Annotated in this window: 19 protein-coding genes; 5 read left to right on the top strand and 14 right to left on the bottom strand. The window is 62.8% G+C overall.

From position 1 onward, the window contains the following. Positions 1-54: 54 nt before the first annotated feature. The gene (locus V6765_RS10020) at positions 55-1,458 is read right to left on the bottom strand and encodes an FAD-binding oxidoreductase (RefSeq protein ID WP_448428275.1); all 1,404 of its coding nucleotides are present in this window, start codon (positions 1,456-1,458) and stop codon (positions 55-57) included. Between the two features lie 105 nt (positions 1,459-1,563). On the opposite strand from V6765_RS10020, the gene V6765_RS10015 reads away from it, so the two are divergent. Both V6765_RS10015 and V6765_RS10010 read left to right on the top strand, forming a co-directional pair. After that, on the top strand, positions 1,564-2,370 hold the full coding sequence (locus V6765_RS10015) for a fructosamine kinase family protein (protein WP_448428273.1): 807 nt from the start codon (positions 1,564-1,566) through the stop codon (positions 2,368-2,370). Positions 2,371-2,688: 318 nt separating this feature from the next. Beyond that, positions 2,689-3,768 (top strand): Gfo/Idh/MocA family protein, encoded by a 1,080-nt coding sequence (locus tag V6765_RS10010; RefSeq protein ID WP_448428271.1) that lies wholly within the window; start codon positions 2,689-2,691, stop codon positions 3,766-3,768. A 71-nt stretch (positions 3,769-3,839) separates the two neighbouring features. On the opposite strand, the gene V6765_RS10005 is transcribed toward V6765_RS10010, so the two are convergent. After that, positions 3,840-3,959 (bottom strand): entericidin domain-containing protein, encoded by a 120-nt coding sequence (locus V6765_RS10005; RefSeq protein WP_085986587.1) that lies wholly within the window; start codon positions 3,957-3,959, stop codon positions 3,840-3,842. A gap of 314 nt (positions 3,960-4,273) precedes the next feature. Here V6765_RS10005 and V6765_RS10000 point away from each other — a divergent pair, with 314 nt between their 5' ends. Continuing rightward, entirely contained in the window at positions 4,274-4,882 is a 609-nt protein-coding gene (locus V6765_RS10000) for an exopolysaccharide biosynthesis protein (RefSeq protein WP_448428269.1), read from the top strand. Between the two features lie 27 nt (positions 4,883-4,909). Here the strand turns inward: V6765_RS10000 and V6765_RS09995 are convergent, their stop codons facing one another. Then, the gene (locus V6765_RS09995) at positions 4,910-5,815 is read right to left on the bottom strand and encodes a LysR family transcriptional regulator (RefSeq protein WP_448428267.1); all 906 of its coding nucleotides are present in this window, start codon (positions 5,813-5,815) and stop codon (positions 4,910-4,912) included. Positions 5,816-5,926: 111 nt separating this feature from the next. On the opposite strand from V6765_RS09995, the gene V6765_RS09990 reads away from it, so the two are divergent. Both V6765_RS09990 and V6765_RS09985 read left to right on the top strand, forming a co-directional pair. After that, positions 5,927-6,094 carry a hypothetical protein gene (locus V6765_RS09990; RefSeq protein ID WP_448428265.1) on the top strand — a complete coding sequence of 56 codons (168 nt, stop codon included), beginning with the start codon at positions 5,927-5,929 and terminating at the stop codon, positions 6,092-6,094. Positions 6,095-6,301: 207 nt separating this feature from the next. Next, entirely contained in the window at positions 6,302-7,312 is a 1,011-nt protein-coding gene (locus V6765_RS09985; RefSeq protein WP_448428263.1) for a GlxA family transcriptional regulator, read from the top strand. A 41-nt stretch (positions 7,313-7,353) separates the two neighbouring features. On the opposite strand, the gene V6765_RS09980 is transcribed toward V6765_RS09985, so the two are convergent. The 11 genes from V6765_RS09980 to ftsZ all read right to left on the bottom strand — a co-directional run bounded on the left by V6765_RS09980 (position 7,354) and on the right by ftsZ (position 20,783). After that, entirely contained in the window at positions 7,354-8,235 is an 882-nt protein-coding gene (locus tag V6765_RS09980; protein ID WP_448428261.1) for a 50S ribosomal protein L11 methyltransferase, read from the bottom strand. A 71-nt stretch (positions 8,236-8,306) separates the two neighbouring features. Then, positions 8,307-8,903 carry an SCO family protein gene (locus tag V6765_RS09975; RefSeq protein ID WP_448428259.1) on the bottom strand — a complete coding sequence of 199 codons (597 nt, stop codon included), beginning with the start codon at positions 8,901-8,903 and terminating at the stop codon, positions 8,307-8,309. Positions 8,904-8,936: 33 nt separating this feature from the next. After that, a complete protein-coding gene (locus V6765_RS09970; protein WP_448428257.1) occupies positions 8,937-9,410 on the bottom strand; it encodes a GFA family protein in 474 nt (157 codons plus the stop codon). 22 nt (positions 9,411-9,432) lie between these two features. Next, positions 9,433-9,915 carry a CreA family protein gene (locus tag V6765_RS09965; protein WP_448428255.1) on the bottom strand — a complete coding sequence of 161 codons (483 nt, stop codon included), beginning with the start codon at positions 9,913-9,915 and terminating at the stop codon, positions 9,433-9,435. A gap of 305 nt (positions 9,916-10,220) precedes the next feature. Continuing rightward, positions 10,221-12,368: an NAD-dependent DNA ligase LigA gene (ligA, locus tag V6765_RS09960; RefSeq protein WP_448428253.1), complete on the bottom strand. Its 2,148-nt coding sequence runs from the start codon at positions 12,366-12,368 to the stop codon at positions 10,221-10,223. 322 nt (positions 12,369-12,690) lie between these two features. Beyond that, positions 12,691-13,527, bottom strand: a complete 837-nt coding sequence (locus tag V6765_RS09955) for an endonuclease/exonuclease/phosphatase family protein (RefSeq protein ID WP_448428251.1) — start codon at positions 13,525-13,527, stop codon at positions 12,691-12,693. A gap of 39 nt (positions 13,528-13,566) precedes the next feature. Further along, complete coding sequence (locus V6765_RS09950) at positions 13,567-15,009, bottom strand: phospholipase D-like domain-containing protein (protein WP_448428249.1); 1,443 nt, start codon at positions 15,007-15,009, stop codon at positions 13,567-13,569. Between the two features lie 146 nt (positions 15,010-15,155). Next, positions 15,156-16,823, bottom strand: a complete 1,668-nt coding sequence (recN, locus tag V6765_RS09945; RefSeq protein ID WP_448428247.1) for a DNA repair protein RecN — start codon at positions 16,821-16,823, stop codon at positions 15,156-15,158. A 28-nt stretch (positions 16,824-16,851) separates the two neighbouring features. Beyond that, positions 16,852-17,712 (bottom strand): outer membrane protein assembly factor BamD, encoded by an 861-nt coding sequence (locus V6765_RS09940; RefSeq protein WP_448428245.1) that lies wholly within the window; start codon positions 17,710-17,712, stop codon positions 16,852-16,854. 247 nt (positions 17,713-17,959) lie between these two features. After that, positions 17,960-18,898 (bottom strand): UDP-3-O-acyl-N-acetylglucosamine deacetylase, encoded by a 939-nt coding sequence (lpxC, locus tag V6765_RS09935; RefSeq protein WP_448428243.1) that lies wholly within the window; start codon positions 18,896-18,898, stop codon positions 17,960-17,962. Positions 18,899-19,181: 283 nt separating this feature from the next. Next, the gene (ftsZ, locus tag V6765_RS09930; protein WP_448428241.1) at positions 19,182-20,783 is read right to left on the bottom strand and encodes a cell division protein FtsZ; all 1,602 of its coding nucleotides are present in this window, start codon (positions 20,781-20,783) and stop codon (positions 19,182-19,184) included. Positions 20,784-20,806 lie beyond the last annotated feature (23 nt).

The raw sequence follows: 20,806 nt of genomic DNA, 5'->3' as shown, positions 1-20,806 counted from the left end.
GGCTCCGTGCGGGGCGATATGCCCTTTTTCCGCGCGATACCGCAGCGGCTGCAATCAGAATATCTTGCCCGGATTGAAGATATTGTCCGGGTCGAGCGCCTGCTTGATTGCCCGCATCATCGCGACCGCGCCTCCGAGTTCCTTGCCGACAACGCGCTTCTTGCCCTGGCCGACGCCATGCTCGCCGGTGGACGTGCCGCCCATGGCGATCGCGCGCTCGGCAAGGCGAACGGTGAAGGCCTCGATCTTCTCGATCTCGCCGGGCTTGTCCTTGTCGAACAGAACCAGAAGGTGGAAGTTGCCGTCGCCGGCATGGCCCACCACCGGGGCGAGAATCCCCTGCTCCGCGATATCTTCCTGAGTCTCGCGCACGCAATCTGCAAGGCGCGAGATCGGCACGCAGACATCGGTGGAAAAGCCCTCATAGTCCGGCTTCAACGCCCTGCCCGCCCAATAGGCGTTGTGGCGCGCCTTCCACAGACGGTTGCGCTCTTCGGCATTGGCCGTCCAGACGAATTCCGAACCACCGCATTCGGCCGCGATCTCCGCGAACTGCTCCGACTGCATGGCGACCGCCTGCTCGCTGCCGTGAAATTCCAAAAGCAGCAGCGGCGTTTCGGGAAAGTCGAGGCCGGAATAGGCGTTGCAGGCTTTCACCTGCAGGGCGTCCAGCAGCTCGATCCGGGCAACGGGAATACCCATCTGGATGGTCATGATCACCGCATTGCAGGCATCTTCCAGCGTGGCGAAGGAGGAAACGCCGCCGGCGATCTTTTCCGGGATGCCGGCAAGTTTCAGCGTCACCGAGGTGATCACGCCGAGCGTACCCTCCGCGCCGACGAACAACCGCGTCAAGTCGTAGCCCGCCGAGGACTTTCGCGCGCGGCTGGCGGTGGTGATCTCCTCGCCATCCGCCGTCACCGCGGTTACCGCCAGCACCACATCCTTCATCGTGCCGTAGCGCACCGCGTTGGTGCCGGAGGCGCGGGTGGAGGCCATGCCGCCGATCGAGGCGTTGGCGCCCGGATCGATCGGGAAGAACAGGCCGGTGTCTCGCAGATATTCGTTCAGTTCCTCGCGGGTGATGCCGGGCTCGACCGTGCAGTCGAGATCCTCGGCATTGACCGCCAGCACGCGGTTCATGCGCGAAAAATCGATCGAGATGCCGCCCTCCGGCGCGTTCACCTGCCCCTCCAGCGAGGAGCCCGTGCCGAAGGGTATGATCGGCACCTTGTGGGCGGCGCAGGCCTTGACCACCGCCTTCACGTCCTCGGCGCTTTCGGCGAAGAACACGGCGTCGGGAAGCTGCGCCGGCAGATAGGTGGTGGTGTGGGCATGCTGGGCGCGGAAGGCCTCACCGGTCTGCACCTTGTCCGCAAACTGCTGCCTGAGGATGGCGATGACGGTCTGCGCCGCCTCGGGGTTTCTCAGCCGGGTTGTTACGTCCTCGATCGCCATTCTTGCACTCCGCGGGTAAATTGCCGTAGCCTTTCAAACGGCGGTGACTGCTTTTATGACAGCATCGCCACCGGCGTCCAGAGCGCGCTCAGCCACGGAACGACGATGAACCAGATTGCAGACCACACAGCCCGCCTGCTTGGCGTCGAAAGCGTCAAACTCACCTATTTTTCGAGCGGCGACCTTTCCGCGCTGATGCGCGCCGTGACGGACGATGGACAGAGCTACATCGTGAAAACCGGCCCGGCACCGGCGCTGGAAGCAGTGATGCTGCGCCTGATCGCGGCGACCGGCGCGCCCGCGCCCGCCGTGATCGCCGCCGACGATACATTGCTCATCATGGAGGAAGTCGAAGGCCGCAGCGGTTTTTCCGGCGCCGAGGACGATCTGGCGCGCGTCCTGACGGCGCTGCACCGCCCGGTCGACAGAAACTATGGCTTCGGCGCAGACTTTTCTTTCGGCAAGGTTGCCATCCGCAATGACGAGACCCCGTCCTGGGTCGCTTTCTGGCGTAACAACCGACTGCTCAACAGTCTCGCGGATCTGCCATCTCCGCTCGCCCTGCGGGTGGAAAGCCTCGCCGCGAGACTGGGCGATATCATTCCCGACGAACCGCCACCGGCCCTGCTCCATGGCGATCTCTGGTCGGGCAATGTGATGACGTCGGGCGGACGCGTGACCGCGCTGATCGACCCGGCCTGCTATTATGGCGACCGCGAGGTCGATCTGGCGATGGCCCATCTTTTCGGCCATCTCGACGACCGGTTCTACACCCGTTATGGCGCGCTCGATCCGGGCTTCGAGACGCGGCGCGCGGTCTACAGTCTCTGGCCGGCGCTGGTGCATTTCAGGCTTTTCGGGTCGGGCTACAGGACGATGGTCGAAGGTTTTCTGACTGAGGCCGGACATTGAAAACTGTTTTTAGCCAAAACCTTAGCCGCCTTCGCTCACTTGTAAAATCGTTTAGCATCTGATCGAATCACGCAAGGGGCTTGCCATGAGTGCCCGAACATGGCGATAAAGTGACAAAGCTTCGCCAGCGCGAAAACGGATAATGCTGGCGGTTACCTGCTGAAAGCATGATCCTTGCACAGAGTTTGTTTTTGACCCCTGAAACCTTTGCCAGCGCCGCGCGCGCCGCCCTGCCGGATCGCCAGGCTTTGACCGCGCCCGAAGGCACGGAAGGGCATTGAAAGCAAACGTCCGAAATATGCATAACAGGACATTGGAATGACGAGAAAACTCAAAGTCGCCGTCGTCGGCCTGGGCGTCGGTCAAACGCATATCAGCCGCGGTTACCTTCCCAACCCGGAGCGCTTCGAAGTCGCCGCCATATGCGATATCGACGCCAGTCACCTCAACGCGGTCGGCGACCGGTTCGGCATTGAGCGGCGCGAGACCGATTATCTCGAAGTGCTGGGCATGGACGATATCGACGTGATCGACGTCTGCACGCCGCCCGGCACCCACAAGGCCCTGATGCTTGCCGCGCTCAAGGCCGGCAAGCATGTGATCTGCGAAAAGCCGCTGGTCGGCTCGCTTGCCGATATCGATGAACTGCTCGATGCCGAATCGCGCTCCAGCGGCCATGTCATGCCGATCATGCAGTATCGCTATAATGACGGCGCGCAGAAGGCCAAGCATCTGATCGCCACCGGCATTGCCGGCAAGCCCTATGTCGCGACCTGCGAGGTGCACTGGCTGCGCGACGCGCATTATTACGAGCACGACTGGCGGCGACACTGGAACGACGCCCTCGGCGGGGTGCTGATGAACCACGCGATCCACGCCAACGACCTGATGTTCTATCTGCTCGGGCCGGTGCGTTCGCTGTCCGCGCGCATCGCCACCCGCGTCAACCGCGGCATCGAGGTCGAGGATTGCGCCAGCGTGACCGTGGAACTGCATTGCGGCGCGCTCGCCACCACCTCGGCAACGCTCGGTTCCGTCGAGCCGCTGAGCCGCATGCGGCTGTGCTTCGAGAACATGGTGATCGAGACCGACAGTCGGCCCGACTTCACGGCCGAGGACGCGCCGTGGCGCTTTATTCCGGCGAATGACGAAATCGCACGCCGGATCGAAGAGTCGCTCGCCGAGTTCGCTCCGCCGCCCACCGGCTTTGCGGGCCAGATGCAGGGTTTCCACAACGCCATCTGCACCAAGACGCCGCTGCCGCTGACTCTTGCCGACGCGCGCCACAGCCTCGACTTCGCCACGGCGGCATACTGGTCGGCAAAGACCTACAGCCCTGTACCCCTGCCGGTGATGGCGGATCACGCATTTTACCACGGCTGGCAGAACGCAATCTGACACCGCCTTCCGCAAACAAAAAAACCCGAGCGTACGGCTCGGGTTTTTTTCATCGAAATCAAAGACTTTTATTAATAGCTTGCAGCGCGGTCCACGGACTGGCCGGCATTCTGCGTCGCATCGATGGCGTTCGCCGTATCCTGGCCCATGCCCTCGATGGTGTTGCCGCAGGAGGCGAGCAGGCTGCCCATGGCGAGAAGAATGGAAGCGACGATAACCTTACCTTTAAACATTGCGAACTCCTGATTTTTCGTTCGGATATCCCTTAAACGTTCAGAACTCCATCGTGTTCCGGCCAGTGCTTGCGTGAGTGAAACTAATCCCTCCTCTGCACCGAGCACGAAAAGATCTTCACAGTTTCTCCCCAGGTCTTCCCTCCGTTATCCACAATGGAAAACGGAGATTTCCACAGGCGTCGCCATACCCCGCGAAGACGCCCGGTAGCACTTCCAAAAGCCGCATTGCCACCCTACCTTCTTCCGTGCCCAAGCAGAGGAAACCGCCGGTGACCGACCACACGGAAGACAGTGACAAGCTCTCCGCCATTCTCGCCCGCCTTGAACCGGGGCCGGATGGCCGCGTCAGCCTCGATCAGCTCGACGGCGCGCTGGCCGAACGCTCCTTCGGCGCATTTCTGGTGCTGTTTGCGATCCCCAACCTGATACCGCTGCCGCCGGGCGCGACACTGGTGCTCGGCATACCTCTGATCCTCGTCAGCTGGCAGATGATGGCATCGCGTCGCAAACGCGTCTGGCTGCCGGAGCGGATCGCGCAATTCTCGATGGATGGGGCGCGCTTCATGGTGCTGCTGGAGCGGATACTGCCCTGGCTGCGCTGGATCGAAAGCGCGGTGCGTCCGCGGCACTGGTTTCTGAAAACCCGGCGGTCGGAGCGCCTGCTGGGCGCCTTTGCATTCCTGCTTTCGCTGGTGGTGTTCATGCCGATCCCGTTCGGCAACTGGCTGCCGGCCTTCGCGCTGGCCATTATCGGCTTGTCGGATACCGAGCGAGATGGCTATGGCTTGATCATCGGCATCATCACCGGCGTGATATCGATCCTGCTCGCCGCCCTTGTCGTGGTTGCCGCCGGGGCGCTGATTGCGCTGCTTTTCTAAGGGCTTGTCGGGATTCTCTGAGACAGGTCAGGCAACCCGATTGGCAAGTTGCGCCGGCTGCAGGGCATGGCGGATCGCATCCGCCACCGCCTCGATCAATTCACCACGCTGGTCCGAAAACCTCAGCCGGATATCGTAATAGCCGAGTTCGGGAAGCCCCTTATCGGGCCCCAGCACTTCCATATCGTCGGTGACGTAATAGGCCGCCATCGGCGCAACGGCGAGATCGGAGAGAACGGCCGCGCGCTGAACCATGGTGGTCGCGCTCAGATAGGCAACGCGGTAGGGTCGGCCGGCCTCAGCGAGCGTGCGCACCGCCTCATGCCGCCAGCAGCAGCTCTGCTCCCACATCGACACCGGCAACGGCTCCTTGAGATAGGCTGTGCCGCATTTGGCGCCGACCCAGACCAGCCTTTCGCGCATGATCAGCTCGCCATCATCATCCTTGCCCGGAAGGTCGCCGGAGTTCAGCAGGGTAAGGTCGAGCCGCTGTTCGCGCAGGCGCTGGGCAAGACCGTTCGAGTTGTCGATCGTGACATCCACCATCACGCTCGGAAACGCCTCGGCAAAGCGCTTGAGCACGGTCGGCAGTATGCGCTCGCCGATATCGTCGGTCGCGCCCAGCCGCACCACGCCGTGCATATCGGGATGACGGAAACGCGACATCGCCTCATTGGAAAGCGCCAGCATCCGCCTAGCGTAGGACAACAACGTCTCGCCGCTGCGGGTGAGCCGCACGGACCGGGAGTCGCGCACAAACAGAGAGGCTCCGACAACCTCCTCCAGCCGCTTGATCTGCATCGACACGGCCGAAGGCGTTCTGAAGACCCGCTCGGCGGCACCGGAAAAACTGCCAGTCTCCGCGATCGCCACGAAGGTGCGCAGAATGTCGTTGTCGAGAACCGGGAGCGGCGTTTGCAAGCTCAGGGTCATGGCGGCCTCTTGGATCAATATTTTTGACTTATACCATGATTACATTTCGTTTGATTGAATGTCAAATCCGCCTATCTTTGTCTCATGACCCGCACTTGAAGGAGAGAAGTCATGGGATTGTTCATCATATTGCGCCATCTGGTGGCGCCGCTCGCACGATATGCCAACCTGCAGGATCAGCTTGCCCGCAAGCAGCAGCTTGAAGAGAACATCAGGCGGATTCCGCCGCATCTGCGCCAGGATATCTTTTCCGACGACCGCTACTGGCGCCATGACTGAGACGATCTGGACCCACCGGTCGGCCGTATCCATTACGCCTGAAAGGGCATGGCCGACCGGAAAAAACGATCCATTCGAACTGTCGTGCTCTTTCCCGCCGCATTTGTCTGTGTCAATGTCGTAAACAGACTATTGGCGACCCGGCTTCTTGCGGAAATTGTATTTTCTCAAGTGTCGAATCCGGCTCTCAGCGCGGCGGTGTCCATCATGGTAAGATCGTTTGTCTTTTATCTCGTTCCGCAATTCTCGCTGCTGCCCTTTACCAGCGCGATCGAGGCGCTGCGCATCGCGAACAGGATGCTCGGCCACGAGGCCTATCGCTGGCGGATCGCCTCCGACAGCGGGCTGAAGATCTGTTCGTCGAGCGGCATCGCCATCGAGCCGGATACCTCGCTCGCCGACGAGCGCCGCGCCCTGATGGGTGAGAAACGCCCCGATCTGGTGCTGGTCTGTTCCGGCATTGACGTCGAGGACTACTACAACAAATCCTTCGAGGCCTGGCTGCGCGAGCTCAACAATCGCGGCTGCGGCATCGGCGCGATGTGCACGGGCACGCATCTTCTGGCCCGCGCCGGCCTGCTGAAGGGCCGCCGCTGCGCGATCCATTGGGAAAACATGCCGGGCTTTACCGAAACCTGGCCGGAAATCGACGCCCATGCCGATCTGTTCGTGATCGACCGCAACATCTATACCTCGGCCGGCGGCACCGCCTCGCTCGACATGATCCTGCATCTGATCGGCCGGGAATTCGGCGAAGGCCTTGTCAACGCGATCTGCGAACAGGCGCTGACCGACCGGGTGCGCCTGTCCTCCGAGCGCCAGCGCCTGCCGCTCAGCGCCCGTCTAGGCGTCCAGAACGGCAAGGTGCTACAGATCATCGAACTGATGGAAGCCAATCTCGCCGAGCCGCTGTCGCTGATCGAGATCGCCGATGCTGTCGGCCTGTCGCGCCGCCAGATCGAGCGCCTGTATCGTCAGGAAATGGGCCGCTCGCCGGCGCGCTACTATCTCGAAATCCGCCTCGACCGCGCCCGTCGGCTGCTCGCGCAATCGACAATGCCGATCGTCGATGTCGCGGTTGCCTGCGGTTTCGTCTCCGCCTCGCATTTTTCGAAATGCTACCGCGAGATCTACCACTGTTCCCCCCAGCAGGAACGCGCCCAGCGCCGCCAGGCGCGCATGTCTGTGCGCGAAAGCGCGATCGGGGTTGCGGTTTAGGCGCAAGCGCCGCGGCTCACGGCCTTCCCGAAAGAGACAGCCTACCCCCTCAGCAGCAGCGTCACCCAGCCATTGCGCCAATAGGTGCGCTCGTGGCGCACGCCTTGCGTGCGGTAGGCGGCAAGCACCTTCCAGCGCTGCTCGGCGAGAATGCCGGAGAGGATGACCGCGCCGCCCGGCGCCAGATTGCGCTTCACGCCCGGTGCGAGCTTCATCAGCGGGCGGGCGAGAATATTGGCGATGATCAGGTCGAAGGGCGCATATTCGGCAAAGGCAGCATGGTGAAAGCCCGGCGCGGTGACGAAATCGATACCAGAGACAATGCCGTTCGCCCGCGCATTGTCGCGCGCCACGCGCACGGCAACCGGATCGATATCGGTCGCGAGCACCGGGATCGGGCGCAGCTTGCGCACCGCCATGGCCAACACGCCGGTGCCCGTGCCGAGATCGAGCGCGTTCAGCGGCTGTTCGGCCTTCAGTACGGTATCGATCATTTCCAGACAGCCGCTGGTGGTGCCGTGATGGCCGGTTCCGAACGCCTGCCCCGCCTCGATTTCAATGGCGATGTCGCCGGCGCGGCGATGATCGCGGTCGTGAGACCCATGAACCAGAAAGCGCCCCGCACGCACCGGCTTCAGCCCTTCCAGAGATTTGGCGATCCAGTCGATATCCTCGATCTCTTCCTTCTCGATTTCCGGACCGCTCTCGCCAAAGACCGATTTCACCACATCCACGAAGATCGCCCGTAGCGCCTCTTCCTCTTCCGCGTCGAGATAGACCGAGGCCTCCCAGCGGTTGGCCTTCTCGTCGATCTCCATGGTCGCGAGCGCATAGGGCTCCTCGCCCAGCGCCATCGACAGCGCTTCGAGCACCTGGCCCGCGCCGGCTTCATTGGTGGTGACGTAGAGTCTGATCTGGCTCACGGATCGGCCTTTCCTGGAATTCCTGCCATCCGCGATAAGCCCGCCGGCCGGCAATGGCAAGGCTGCGGCCGTCAGTTGATAAGGTTTTCGAGCTTCTTCACCGCCACATCCGGGCTTTCGCCATAGGCAATCGTGCCCTTCAGCACCCCGCCATCATCGAGCAGGAACACCGAGGCGTTGTGGTTCATGGTGTAATCGCCATCCGGCTGGTCGGGATCGAGCGGGACTTTCTCGTAATAGATGCCGAACTTGTCGAGCGCGGCGCGAACCTTGTCGGGATCGCCCGAAATCGCGTCGATCCGGTCGGAGACGTTGGAGAGGTAGCGTTCCATGGTTTCCGGCGTGTCACGCTCGGGATCGACCGACATCCAGTAGGCTTCGATCTTGTCGCCATCGGGATCGACCTCGTGCAACCAGCCGTTCAGCTCGTAAAGCGTTGTGGGGCAGACTTCCGGGCAATGGGTGAAGCCGAAGAACAGCGCGGTCGGCTTGTCGCGCAGCGCCTGTTCGGTGATCGGCTGGCCGTCGCCAGCGGTGAGCTGGAAGGAGGGACCGAAGGGGACATTCATCATCTCCTCATTGGTCTCGCCGATCTCATAAACCAGCCAGATCAGCACCGCGCAGATGACAGCGACGGAAGCCCAGAGCACGCGACGGAAGGTTTTCATGCTTATCCCTTGTTCGGCGCGGCAAGCGCCGCCCTATTCCTCCAGAAGACCGTGCTTGCGGTGCCAGTCCTCGATCGAAAGCTCCGGATAGCCGCCGAAATGAACGTGGCCGGGGCCTTCCGGCACATCCACCCAATTGGCCTTGGAGTCCAGCATGATATGCACGATCTCGGGCGGATGCGGCAAGGGCGTATCCACCGCTGCGGCAATTGGATGCACCAGTTCCGGCCAGCGCGAGTCATAGAGATAGAGCGCGCTGCCGCAATAGCCGCAGAAATGCCGCTCGCCATGGCTTTCGCCGTCATGCATGCGAGCGTGGTAGAAGCGCTTGTGCTCGCTGCCCTTCAGTTCCAGCGTGTCGGCGTCCGCGCCGAGATTGACGGCGTAGCCCCCTGCCCCGGCATGTTTGCGGCAGATGCTGCAATAACAGCGCATATAGGGATAGGGGGTGCGGCTTTCGACGGAATAGGAAACCTTGCCGCACTGGCAGCTTGCCTCGAGTTTCATGGCGCTCTCCTTCTGCTGCTGCTTATTCTGGCGCGCCGTTTTCCCACACCACATCCTGGCCGTAAAGCGGCACGGTCGACATCGACATCTTGGCAGAGCCCTCGGTGATCTCGCGGGTGTGCGCCAGATAGATCAGCGTTTCATTGGCCTTGTCGTAGATGCGCTTGATCACGAGCTGCTTGAAGATCAGCGAGCGCCCTTCCCGGAACACCTCCTCGCCATTCATGTCGAGATCGATGTCGCCGATCTTTATGGGGCCGGTCTGCCGGCAGGCAATCGAGGAATTCGACGGATCCTCGAACCAGTTACCCTTCGACAACCGATCGATGATCGACCGGTCGAAATAGGCGATATGGCAGGTCACGCCGTCCACTTCGGGGTCGTGCAGGGCTTCCACGACGATATCGTTGCCGACCCAGTCGACCCCGACCTCGCCCACCTGCTCCGCATGCGCGGCGCCCGCAAGCAACAGACCCACGCCAAGCGCAAAACCAAACCGCCTCATATCGAAACTCCCTGAAAATCCATGCTCTCAAGATAGGTTTACGGCAGCACGATGCAAGCGGCCATGACGGGAAGACGTGCGAATTACATCTGGCTTTGCCGCTTGCTCCCATTACTCTCTCCCGCTGGCGGGAGAGATGCCCCGAAAGGGGCAGTGAGGGTGGCGCGGCCTTTCAAACTGTGAGAGCGTTCGCGGTGATAGTCTCCCCCCTCACTGTCGCTGTCGCGACATCTCTCCCCTCCGGGGCGAGAAGATTGGGGTGCTATGCGGAGAGGCCTCACAGGCGCCTCTGTCCAAGACGGGGATCACCCGCCGATCAGCGCCAGCCACTCATCCTCATCCATGGTCTCAACGCCGAGCTCCTCCGCCTTCTTCAGCTTGGAGCCCGCCCCCGGCCCCGCAATCACGATATCCGTCTTTTTCGAGACCGAGCCGGACACCTTGGCGCCGAGGCTTTCCGCCTTGGCCTTGGCCTCGTCGCGCGTCATCTTCTCGAGCGTGCCGGTGAAGACAACCGTCTTGCCGGCAACGGGGCTGGAGGTATCGATGCGCTGCTGGTCGTCCTCAGGGGTCACTTCCTCCAGCAGCCGACCAATGACATCGGTATTCTTCTCCTCGGCAAAGAACTCGGCAATAGCGCGGGCGACGACCGTGCCGATGCCGTCGATATTGTTGAGATCGTCCCAGGCCTCGCCCTCTCCGCTTGCCGCCTCGCGCATCGCCTTCTCGAAGGCCACGTAGGAGCCGTAGGAGCGCGCCAGCAGCTTGGCCGTCGTCTCGCCGACATGGCGGATGCCGAGCGCGAAGATGAAGCGGTTGAGCGCGATCGTCCGCCGCTCGTTGATCGACTCGTAGAGATTGGCGACCGAGGTCTTGCCCCAGCCGTTGAAGTTCTCAAGCTTGGTCAGCGCTGCCCCCTGCCGCCGCTCCAGTGTGAAGATGTCGGGCGCGGTGCGGATCGCGAGCGCCTCGTCCTCATGTTCGAAGAAGAAATCGACCTGCTTGGAGCCGAGCCCCTCGATATCGAAGGCATTCCTCGAGACGAAATGCTTCAGGTGCTCGACCGCCTGCGCCCGGCAGGAGAACCCGGCGGTACAGCGCCTGACGGCATCGAGCTTGCCGGTCTTCTCGTTGATCTCGCGCACCGCATGGGCCCCGCAGACCGGGCAGTGATCGGGAAACTGATAGGGCTCGGCATCGTCGGGACGTTTATCCGCAACGATATCGACGATCTGCGGAATGACGTCGCCGGCGCGCTGGACGATAACATAGTCGCCGATGCGGATATCGCGGCCCTCGCGGATCGGCTCGCCGCCGGAGCCCTTGCCGGCGATGTAATCCTCGTTATGCAGCGTCGCATTGGTCACCACCACGCCGCCGACGGTGATCGGCTCCAACCGCGCCACAGGCGTCAGCGCCCCGGTGCGGCCGACCTGGATATCGATGTTGACAAGCCGCGTGATCGCCTGCTCGGCCGGGAACTTGTGCGCCGTTGCCCAGCGCGGCGAGCGCGAGCGGAAGCCGAGTCTCGCCTGCAGGTCCAGCCGGTCGACCTTGTAGACGACGCCGTCGATATCGTAATCGAGATCGCCGCGCTGGACGCCGATCTCGCGGTAGTGATCGATGAGATCATCGATGGAGGAAAGCCGCCGCATCAGCGGGTTGACCGGAAAGCCCCATTTCTCGAAGGTCTCGACCATGCCCATCTGGGTATCGGCCGGCATTTCCGACATTTCGCCCCAGGCATAGGCAAAGAATCTGAGCTTGCGCTTCGCCGTCACCTGCGGGTCGAGCTGGCGCAGCGAGCCGGACGCGGTGTTGCGCGGGTTCACATAGGTGGGCTTGCCCTCCTCCGCGAGTGCTGCGTTGAGCGCGGCGAAATCGCTCTTGGCCATGTAGATTTCGCCGCGCACCTCAACCACCGCCGGCGCGCCCTTCGGCAAACGGTTCGGGATTTCGCCAATGGTGCGGACATTGGCGGTGACATTCTCCCCCGTCGCGCCATCGCCGCGGGTGGCGCCCGAGACGAGCACCCCATCCTCATAGCGCAGCGACATCGACAGCCCGTCGATCTTCGGCTCCGCGGTGAAAGCGATGGAGTTGTCCGGCAGATGCCCGAGGAAACGATAGACCGAGGCGATGAAATCCTGCACGTCCTCGTCGGAAAACACATTGCCGAGGGAGAGCATCGGCACCGCATGCACCACCGGCGCGAACGCCTCCGACGGCGTCGAGCCGACCCGGCGCGACGGGCTGTCTTCGCGGACAAGGTCGGGAAACTGCGCTTCCAGCGCGTCATTGCGCTGCTTCAGCGCGTCATATTCGGCGTCGGTGATCTCCGGCGCATCCTTGCCGTGGTAGGCGACATCGTGGCGGGCGATTTCCTCGGCAAGGCTCGCAAGCTCCGCCGCAGCCTCATCGCGGGACAGTTCCTCGACCGGTTTCTTCGCCATGTCACACTCCTTCGCGGTTCACTCGCTGAATTAGAGCGGAACGGCGCGAAATGGAAGCGGGTTGATGATCAAGGTGCTGCCGCATTCGATGCGCTTCGGTCGAACGCGGCCTCGCTGCCCCAATCTCCCCCCTTGAGGGGGAGATGTCGCGAAAGCGACAGAGAGGGGTAAAGGGCGCACGCCCTAAAAGCCGCAAACACTTTGCTCTTGGAAAGGGTTCACCCCTCTCTGCCCCTGTCGGGGCATCTCCCCCTCAAGGGGGGAGATTGTAGGCTGACAGGTTTGAGAATCAAACGAAGGCCCTTCCCGGCAGCGCGTCCATTCACCCCGAAGTCCGCGCTGTCCCGGGCGTCTCGCCGCTCAACACCGCGGTGTTGAGCAACGCCGTCAGCGGCAGATGGTCCGATGCCACGCGGGCGAGAAGCGAATCATGGGCTGCCAAATCGGCGACCAGGTCGTCGCGGTTGGCGATGATACGGTCGAGCGCGAGAACCGGCCAGCGGGCGGGGAAACTTGCCCTGGGCGGCGGCAGCGCGCCGAAACTGTCCTCAAAGCGGCGCAGCGCCGAACCATTGCCGAGCCGCCACTCGTTCATGTCGCCCATGATTAGCGTCGGGCTTTCCTCACGGTTGCCGAGAAGGCCGATAATGTGGTCCGCCTGCTGGCGGCGCGAGGCGCGGAACAGACCGAGATGAACGGCAACCACGCGCAGGTGGATGCCGCTCTTGAGCTCGATATCGGTCAACAGCGCGCCGCGCGGCTCCAGCCCCGGCAATTTCTCGCGGTGGATGTCACGTACCGCGCCGTCGCGAAACAAAAGCACATTGCCGTGCCAGCCATGGGCCCTGACGCTGGGCTCGGCCGGCACCGCGATCAGGCCCGTTTCGGCCTCGATGCGCTTCAGGTCCAGAAGCCCGGTGCGCTCGCCGAAACGCGTATCAGCTTCCTGAAGCGCAATCAGATCGGCGCCGATCTCGCGGATCACCTCGAAGGTGCGGTCGGGATCGAAACGGCCATCCGTGCCGACGCATTTGTGAACGTTGTAGGTCGCGACCCTCAGCCCCTCGCCCGCCATCGGCACGGCGGAATCCGGCCGTTTGCCGTTTTCACGGAAGGAGCGCAGCACCGCATTGGCAAGGGGAGATTTGATCGGGTTCATGTCTCACACATTTCTGATGAACATGAATATGGGTGTTTTTCAGAGATACGGCAATCCCAGCCACAAAATCCGGTCGCGAAGGCGATAGGGGAACGGCCGCTCCTGCAGTTTGGCGATCGTCACTTCCGTGGAATTGGCTCTGACGGCGCTGATGCGCGCCTGCAGTTCGGCGGCAAACTCTTTGTCGAAGACTTCGAGATCGGTTTCGAAGTTCAGCCGCAGCGAGCGCGAATCGAGATTGGACGAACCGAGATAGGACCAGCGCCCGTCAATCGTCATCAGCTTGGAGTGATTGAACGGCCCGTTATCGCGCCAGATCCGGCAGCCGCCCTCCAGTATCTCCTCGAACTGCGCCGTCATGGCCTTGTCTACAAGGCCGAGATTGTTCTTGCCGGGCACGATGATATCGACGGCGACGCCGCGCTTGGCGGCAGTCGCCAGCGCTGACAGCAGGTCGCGGTCGGGCAGGAAATAGGGCGACATGATCATCACGCTTTCTTCCGCCACCGAAAGCGCGCCGATGATCATGCTGTTGTTGTTGCCGAGATTGCGGTCCGGGCCGGAGGGCACGACGCGGGCGATAACGCCGTCATGGGTATCGGGGGCGGAAACCTTCCAGGCCGGGCCGTCAAGCTTTTCGCGGGTTTCGAAATACCAGTCGGCCGCCGCCACGGTGAAATAATCGCCGGCGGCCGCGCCTCGCAGCATGAAATGGGTATCGTGGGCGGCGTTCGGGCCGGTGAAGGCCGCGCGGATATTCATGCCGCCGGCGAACACGGTTTCGCCGTCGATCACCATGATCTTGCGATGGGTGCGCAGATTGGCATAGGGCAGCCGCATCTTCAAAAGCACAGCACCATTGAATGTCGCGACCCTGATGCCGCGTTCGCGCAGCAGCGACGTGATGCGCGGGCGGGAATAGCGCGCGCCGATGGAATCCACCAGGATCCGCACCTCGACGCCGCGCTTGACCGCCGCATCGAGACTGTCGACGAACCGGCGGCCGATCTGGTCGGAATCGAAAATATAGGTCTCCATCAGGATCGAGCGCTCGGCCTTGTCGATCGCCTCCAGAATGGCGGCGTAGGCGGCGTCGCCGGTTTCCAGCAGGTGGATGACATTGCCATCGGTCGCCGGCATGCCCGTGACGCGGTTGCCGAGGTTCCACATCGCCCCCATGCGCGGGCCGAAGGCGGAAACAATCGCCGCGCGGCCGACATGATGCTCCTTCTCCTCGTTGGCAACGGCATCCGGAATGCTGCCGCGCCGGTCGAGGATCGAGGCCCGGCGCATCCGGTTGATGCCGGCAACGGCATAGATCGCCGCGCCCAGAAGCGGCGACAGCATGATCACGCCGACCCAGCCGATGGCCGCGCGGACCTCATCCTTGGTCATCGCGGCATGGATCGCCGCCGTCGCGCCGAGGAGGAACGAAATCGCCGCCAGAATATGCGGCCAGTAGTGTTCCAGAAAAGTCTCCATCGGCGGCGGTCCCCTTGATTCCTGCGCCACCGGAAAATGGAGGCGGCTATCCTGTCCGTCAACGTCCCTCCTCCAATCGCCCTGTCACGGGGAGATTGGCGGGAGCAATTCCGGGTTCTCTCTCAGCTTATATCAGCAAATGCCGATCAACCATCGCCGGCGAGCAGTTTCGCGGCCGCCGCCCGCGCCTCCGCCGTAACTTTGGCGCCGGCCAGCATGCGGGCGATTTCCTCCTGGCGGGCCTCGGGACCGATCACCTCGACATGGGTGCTGACCGTATCCTTGCCGCGATCGCCCTTGGAGATCAGGAAGTGTCCCTCCGCACGCGCCGCCACCTGCGGCGCGTGGGTGACGGAGAGCACTTGGACGTTCTCGGCAAGCCGCTTCAGCCGTTGGCCGATGGCGTCAGCCACCGCACCGCCGACCCCGGTATCGATCTCGTCGAAGACCAGCGTCGGCGCCGAGCCCTTGTCGGCGAGCGCCACCTTCAGCGCCAGCAGGAAACGCGAGAGTTCGCCGCCGGAGGCGACCTTCATGATCGGTCCCGCCCTTGTGCCCGGATTGGTCTGCACCTCGAAGGAGACGGTATCGATGCCCTCCGCGCCCGCCGCATCTTCATCGGGGGAAACCACGGCGGTGAACCGCGCCCGCTCCAGCTTCAGCGCCGGCAGTTCCGCCATCACCGCGGCGCTCAACTGCTCGCCGGCCACCTGGCGACGCTCCGAAAGCGCGCGGGCGGCAGAGAAATAGGCAGTCTCGGCGGCCGTCACCGCCTCGGTCAGCGCCGCAAGCTTCGCCTCGCCGGCATCGAGCTCGTCGAGATCGGCAACCATGCGTTCGGCCAGAGCCGGAAGTTCCGTGACCGGCACATTGTATTTGCGGGCAGCGCCCCTCAGCGCAAACAGCCGCTCCTCGGTAAGCTCCAGTTCCTTGGGGTCGAAGGCCGCGCGGTTCAGCGCCGCTTCCACCTCCATCTGCGCACTGGAGAGTTTCTCCAGCGCGGCATCCAGAAGCTCGACCGTTTCTTCCAGCAGTCCCGGCGCCTCGTGCGACTTGCGCTCCAGCCGGCGCACCAGCGAGGCGATCATCGGCACCGGCGAGGCATTGCCGTTAAGGAATTCCAGCGCCTCGGCGATGTCGCCCGCGATCCGCTCGGACTTCATCATGTTGGCGCGTTTTTCGGCCAGTTCATCTTCCTCGCCATCGACCGGCGAAAGCTCCTGAAGCTCATCCACGGAGGCGCGCAAATAGTCCGCCTCACGCATCGCCGCCTCGATATGGGCACGATGCTGTTTCAGCTTGCGCTCCGCGTCCCGCCAGCCGCGGTAGAGACCGGCGACGTGCTCCGCGTCAGCCGTCAGTCCGCCGAAGGCATCGAGCAGAACGCGATGGCCGTCGGTATCGATCAGCGCGCGCTCGTCATGCTGTCCGTGGATTTCGACGAGCAGCCGCCCGGTCTGGCGCATCATCTGCACGCTCACCGACTGGTCGTTGATAAACGCGCGGGTGCGGCCATCGGCGGATTGCATGCGCCGGAAGATCAGGTCGCCATCATCGTCGAGACCGTTTTCGCGCAGGTGCAGCCGCACCGGATGATCCATCGGAACGTCGAATACGGCGATCACCTGTCCCGAATCCTGCCCGTGACGCACCAATGCGCCATCGCCGCGCGCACCGAGCGCGAGCGAGAGGCTGTCGAGCAGAATGGATTTTCCCGCGCCGGTCTCGCCGGTCAGCACTGAAAGACCTGCGCCGAGGTCAAGCTCCAGCCGCTCGATCAAAACGATGTCCCGAATGGAAAGCTGGACGAGCATGTTTTTCGCGACCTGGCGGATGCGCCGTTTAGCTCGGCGTGGCGTCCGAAACAGCGGAGCCCCGGCCGGCCGATTTCGGTTCAAGCCCCTTGGAATTCAGGAGCTTATACGCACGCGCATACCACGGGCTGTCGGGATAGTTATGCCCGAGCACCCAGGCCGCGTTCTGCGCCTCGGAGACCACGCCCATGGCGTAGTAGGCTTCCACCAGACGCTCCAGCGCTTCCTCGATCTGGTTGGTGTCGGAATACTCGTCGACCACCTGATTGAAGCGGGAGATCGCGGCGACATAGTCCTTGCGTTCCAGATAGTAGCGGCCGACCTGCATGTCCTTGCCGGCGAGCTGGTCGCGGGCGTAACGGATCTTGGCGCGGGCGTCACCGACGTAATCGGAGTTCGGATAATTGTCGATCACCTTCTGCATCGCGACGATCGTCTGCTCGGCCGCCGTCTGGTCCTGGGTGACGTCGACGATTTCCTTGGAATAGGCAAGGCCGATCAGATACTGCGCATAAGCCGCATCCTTGGAGTTCGGATAAAGCTGGACATAGCGGGTGCCGGATTTGACCGCCGCCTCATATTTGCGCGAACGGTATTCCAGATAGGTCTGCATCAGGAGCGCCTGCCGGGCATAGTCGGAAAGCGGGTTCTGGTCCTGCACCGCCTTGAATTTGCGCAGCGCCTCGCTCACCTTGCCGGCATTGATGTTGGCAAGCGCCTCATCATAGACCTGCTGGGGCGGATCGGCCTCATACTGCAGCGTGGTGATGTCGACATCCTTGTCCCGGGAGCAGCCGCCAAGAACGATACCTGCTCCGACAATTATGGCCGCCGGCAGCGCCGCTGCGCGAAACGCTCCCCGTCTTTTCCGGTTCAAAGTATCAGACATTGCTTGTGCCCCAGTTGCGCGTCATACCGACGCATTTCTGTTTCAACCGACGTTTTACGCATATCCCGCTGCCAAGAGCAATCGCAGGCGCGCGAAAAACGCACAAATTAATGGCGCTTCAATAACGCATTCTTAAGCAGCCCGAAAGGCAGGAAGCGGCCCGAGCGGACAGAGCCAGCAAATGAAAAGGCGGACCGCCGCAAATGCGCCGATCCGCCTGAATACTTTAGCTTTATCCGATAAAACCTCAGGACGCGGGCCCGGCGGCCACCACGTCTTCCTGACGCAGGCGGAAAGGCAGCGCCCCACGCGGCGAAACGATAACGGCAGCGCCGGGCGTTTCGAACAGCTTGCGCACGGCAGCGGCATTCAGCGCGTGGCCACCGCGATAGGAGCGGAAAGCGCCAGCAAAACGCATGCCCATCATTGCCAGGTCGCCAACGGCGTCGAGCGTCTTGTGACGAACGAACTCGTTTTCGTAGCGCAGGCCCTCGGCATTGATGACGCGGTCGTCATCGGAGATCACCACCGAGTTTTCGAGCGACGAACCGAGCGCGAAACCCCGCGCCCACATCGGCTCGACATCACGCATGAAGCCGAAGGTGCGCGCGCCGGAAAGCTCCTTGCGGAACGTGTCGGCGTTCATGTCGCCGGCCCATTTCTGGCGGCCGATGACCGGCGTCTCGAAATCGATCTCGACGTCGAAACGGGTGCCGTCATAGGGCGAGAACTCGGCCCAGCCGGCGCCGTTTTCAACGCGCACCGTCTTGGCGACCTTGATATAGCTGCGCTGCCTGGAAAGCTTGACGATGCCCGCCTCATCCAGAGCGTCGACGAAAACCCGGGAACTGCCGTCCATGATCGGCATTTCCCCGCCGTCCACGGAGATCACGAGGTTGTCGATGCCAAGCGCGTAGATCGCGGCCATCAGGTGCTCGATCGTGGCGATCCACTCGCCCGGATGCGTGCCGAGAACGGTGCAGAGCGCGGTCGGGCCGACATTGTCCGCCACCGCCTTGAAGCTGCTGATGCGCTTGCCGTTCTCATAGCGTTCGAACAGGATGCCCTGATCGGCCTCGCCCGGCTGCAGGACGATGGTCGCAGGCTTGCCCGAATGCACGCCGATCCCCGAAATCCTGACGGAGTTCGAGATGGTCGTCTGCAATCCGAAAATACCTGTCGACATGATCATGTCCCTACTCAACTGAATTGCGACCCTGCCTTATCAACGCCAAATACCGTGTTCAGGTTGCGGGGCGACCTTTAGAGGACGGCGTGCGCATGGCGTGCGGCGAGTCGATGCCTTGCATGTAGTTACGCATACGTCCGCACGATTCCAAATCACTGTTTCTTTCGTAATGTTACGAAACACGTAAAAACCCGGCCGCGCGGGCGACCGGGTTCGTTGTGCGAGAAGGTTTTCAAAAAGACGGTTACCGGTCCCCTAACGAATGGGGACCGATCGAGCTTCAGTTCGCCTGACGACGCAGGAAGGCGGGGATATCGAACTGATCGTCATCCTGACGGGCCGGCTGCGCTTCGGCGCGGCGCGGCGCGTAGGGGTTCTGCTGCGGCTGAGCCTGCTGCGTGGGTTCGCGACGAGCCGCCGGCTCCTCGTGATGGCCCTCGAAGCTTTCATCGCCGCGGCCAAGCGTGTTGGAAAGGCGCTTGAACAGGCCCTTCGGTCCGCGCTCTTCATGCTCCTGACGGCGGCTTGCGCTCATTTCGCCCTGAACCACCGGCGGAAAGTCGGAGACTTCCGGCATGCGGCGCGGCTCGGCCATCTGCGGGCGCGGCTGCTGGGGAGCGGCCTGCGGCGCGGCCTGACGCGGAGCCTGAGCGGAGAAAATCTGGCTCTTCGGCTGCATCTGCGGGGCCTCGGCGCGCGGCTGCGGCTTTGCCTGCTGCGGCTGATGGCTCATCGCCATCTGCAGCTCGCGTTCCATTTCAGCTTCGGCGGAACGGATCGTTTCGGCGATCGGGTCCTGGCGCGGCTGCGGGGCTGCGGGCTGTGCTGGCTGGCTCGGCTGCGGGGCAGCGGAGCGGATTTCCGGCGCGCGGGTTTCGCGGCGCGGTTCCGGCACATCATCGTCGCTGTGGTTGACCGAGCGGTCGATGCCGGTGGCGACGACGGAGACGCGGATGATGCCTTCCAGTTCCTCGTCGAAGGTGGCGCCGAGGATGATGTTGGCGTCCGGATCGACTTCTTCACGGATACGGGTTGCGGCTTCGTCGACTTCGAAGAGCGTGAGGTCACGGCCGCCGGTGATCGAGATCAGCAGGCCCTGCGCACCGCGCATCGAGGTTTCGTCCAGCAGCGGGTTGGCGATTGCGGCTTCGGCGGCCTGCATTGCACGGCCTTCGCCGGATGCCTCGCCCGTGCCCATCATGGCGCGGCCCATCTCGCGCATCACCGAACGGACGTCGGCGAAGTCGAGGTTGATAAGGCCTTCCTTGACCATCAGGTCGGTGATGCAGGCAACGCCCGAATAGAGCACCTGGTCGGCCATCGCGAAGGCGTCGGCGAAGGTGGTCTTGTCATTGGCGATCCGGAACAGGTTCTGGTTCGGAATGACGATCAGCGTATCGACCGACTTCTGCAGCTCCTCGATACCGGCGTCAGCAAGACGCATGCGGCGCTGGCCTTCGAACTGGAACGGCTTGGTGACGACGCCGACGGTCAGGATGCCCTTGTTGCGGGCGGCCTGTGCCACGATCGGAGCAGCACCCGTGCCGGTTCCGCCGCCCATGCCGGCGGTGACGAAGCACATATGGGTATTGTTGAGGTGATCGATGATCTCATCGATGCACTCCTCGGCAGCCGCCCGGCCGACTTCCGGCTGCGAACCTGCGCCGAGACCTTCGGTGACGCCGACGCCGAGCTGGATGACGCGTTCGGCCTTGGTCATGGTCAGCGCCTGGGCATCGGTGTTGGCGACGACGAAGTCGACGCCCTGGAGGCCCGCGGTGATCATGTTGTTGACGGCGTTGCCGCCGCCGCCGCCGACACCGAAAACGGTGATGCGCGGCTTCAGTTCCGTGATATCTGGCTTCTGCAGCGTGATAGTCATGAGTTTCGTTCCTTCTCGCTATG

It is taken from the genome of Martelella sp. FOR1707 (assembly GCF_053484265.1).
This window is presented reverse-complemented; position numbering and strand designations above follow the sequence as displayed.

Excerpts from the sequence above, each read along its gene's own strand:
- V6765_RS09955 (WP_448428251.1), bottom strand. The coding sequence starts at position 13,527 with ATGAACCCGATCAAATCTCCCCTTGCCAATGCGGTGCTGCGCTCCTTC.
- V6765_RS09970 (WP_448428257.1), bottom strand. The coding sequence starts at position 9,410 with ATGAAACTCGAGGCAAGCTGCCAGTGCGGCAAGGTTTCCTATTCCGTC.
- V6765_RS09995 (WP_448428267.1), bottom strand. The coding sequence starts at position 5,815 with ATGACCCTGAGCTTGCAAACGCCGCTCCCGGTTCTCGACAACGACATT.
- V6765_RS09975 (WP_448428259.1), bottom strand. The coding sequence starts at position 8,903 with ATGAAAACCTTCCGTCGCGTGCTCTGGGCTTCCGTCGCTGTCATCTGC.
- V6765_RS10010 (WP_448428271.1), top strand. The coding sequence starts at position 2,689 with ATGACGAGAAAACTCAAAGTCGCCGTCGTCGGCCTGGGCGTCGGTCAA.
- V6765_RS09990 (WP_448428265.1), top strand. The coding sequence starts at position 5,927 with ATGGGATTGTTCATCATATTGCGCCATCTGGTGGCGCCGCTCGCACGA.
- V6765_RS09940 (WP_448428245.1), bottom strand. The coding sequence starts at position 17,712 with ATGTCTGATACTTTGAACCGGAAAAGACGGGGAGCGTTTCGCGCAGCG.
- recN (WP_448428247.1), bottom strand. The coding sequence starts at position 16,823 with ATGCTCGTCCAGCTTTCCATTCGGGACATCGTTTTGATCGAGCGGCTG.
- V6765_RS10005 (WP_085986587.1), bottom strand. The coding sequence starts at position 3,959 with ATGGGCAGCCTGCTCGCCTCCTGCGGCAACACCATCGAGGGCATGGGC.
- V6765_RS09985 (WP_448428263.1), top strand. The coding sequence starts at position 6,302 with ATGGTAAGATCGTTTGTCTTTTATCTCGTTCCGCAATTCTCGCTGCTG.
- V6765_RS09965 (WP_448428255.1), bottom strand. The coding sequence starts at position 9,915 with ATGAGGCGGTTTGGTTTTGCGCTTGGCGTGGGTCTGTTGCTTGCGGGC.
- V6765_RS10015 (WP_448428273.1), top strand. The coding sequence starts at position 1,564 with ATGAACCAGATTGCAGACCACACAGCCCGCCTGCTTGGCGTCGAAAGC.
- V6765_RS10020 (WP_448428275.1), bottom strand. The coding sequence starts at position 1,458 with ATGGCGATCGAGGACGTAACAACCCGGCTGAGAAACCCCGAGGCGGCG.
- ftsZ (WP_448428241.1), bottom strand. The coding sequence starts at position 20,783 with ATGACTATCACGCTGCAGAAGCCAGATATCACGGAACTGAAGCCGCGC.
- ligA (WP_448428253.1), bottom strand. The coding sequence starts at position 12,368 with ATGGCGAAGAAACCGGTCGAGGAACTGTCCCGCGATGAGGCTGCGGCG.
- V6765_RS09950 (WP_448428249.1), bottom strand. The coding sequence starts at position 15,009 with ATGGAGACTTTTCTGGAACACTACTGGCCGCATATTCTGGCGGCGATT.
- lpxC (WP_448428243.1), bottom strand. The coding sequence starts at position 18,898 with ATGTCGACAGGTATTTTCGGATTGCAGACGACCATCTCGAACTCCGTC.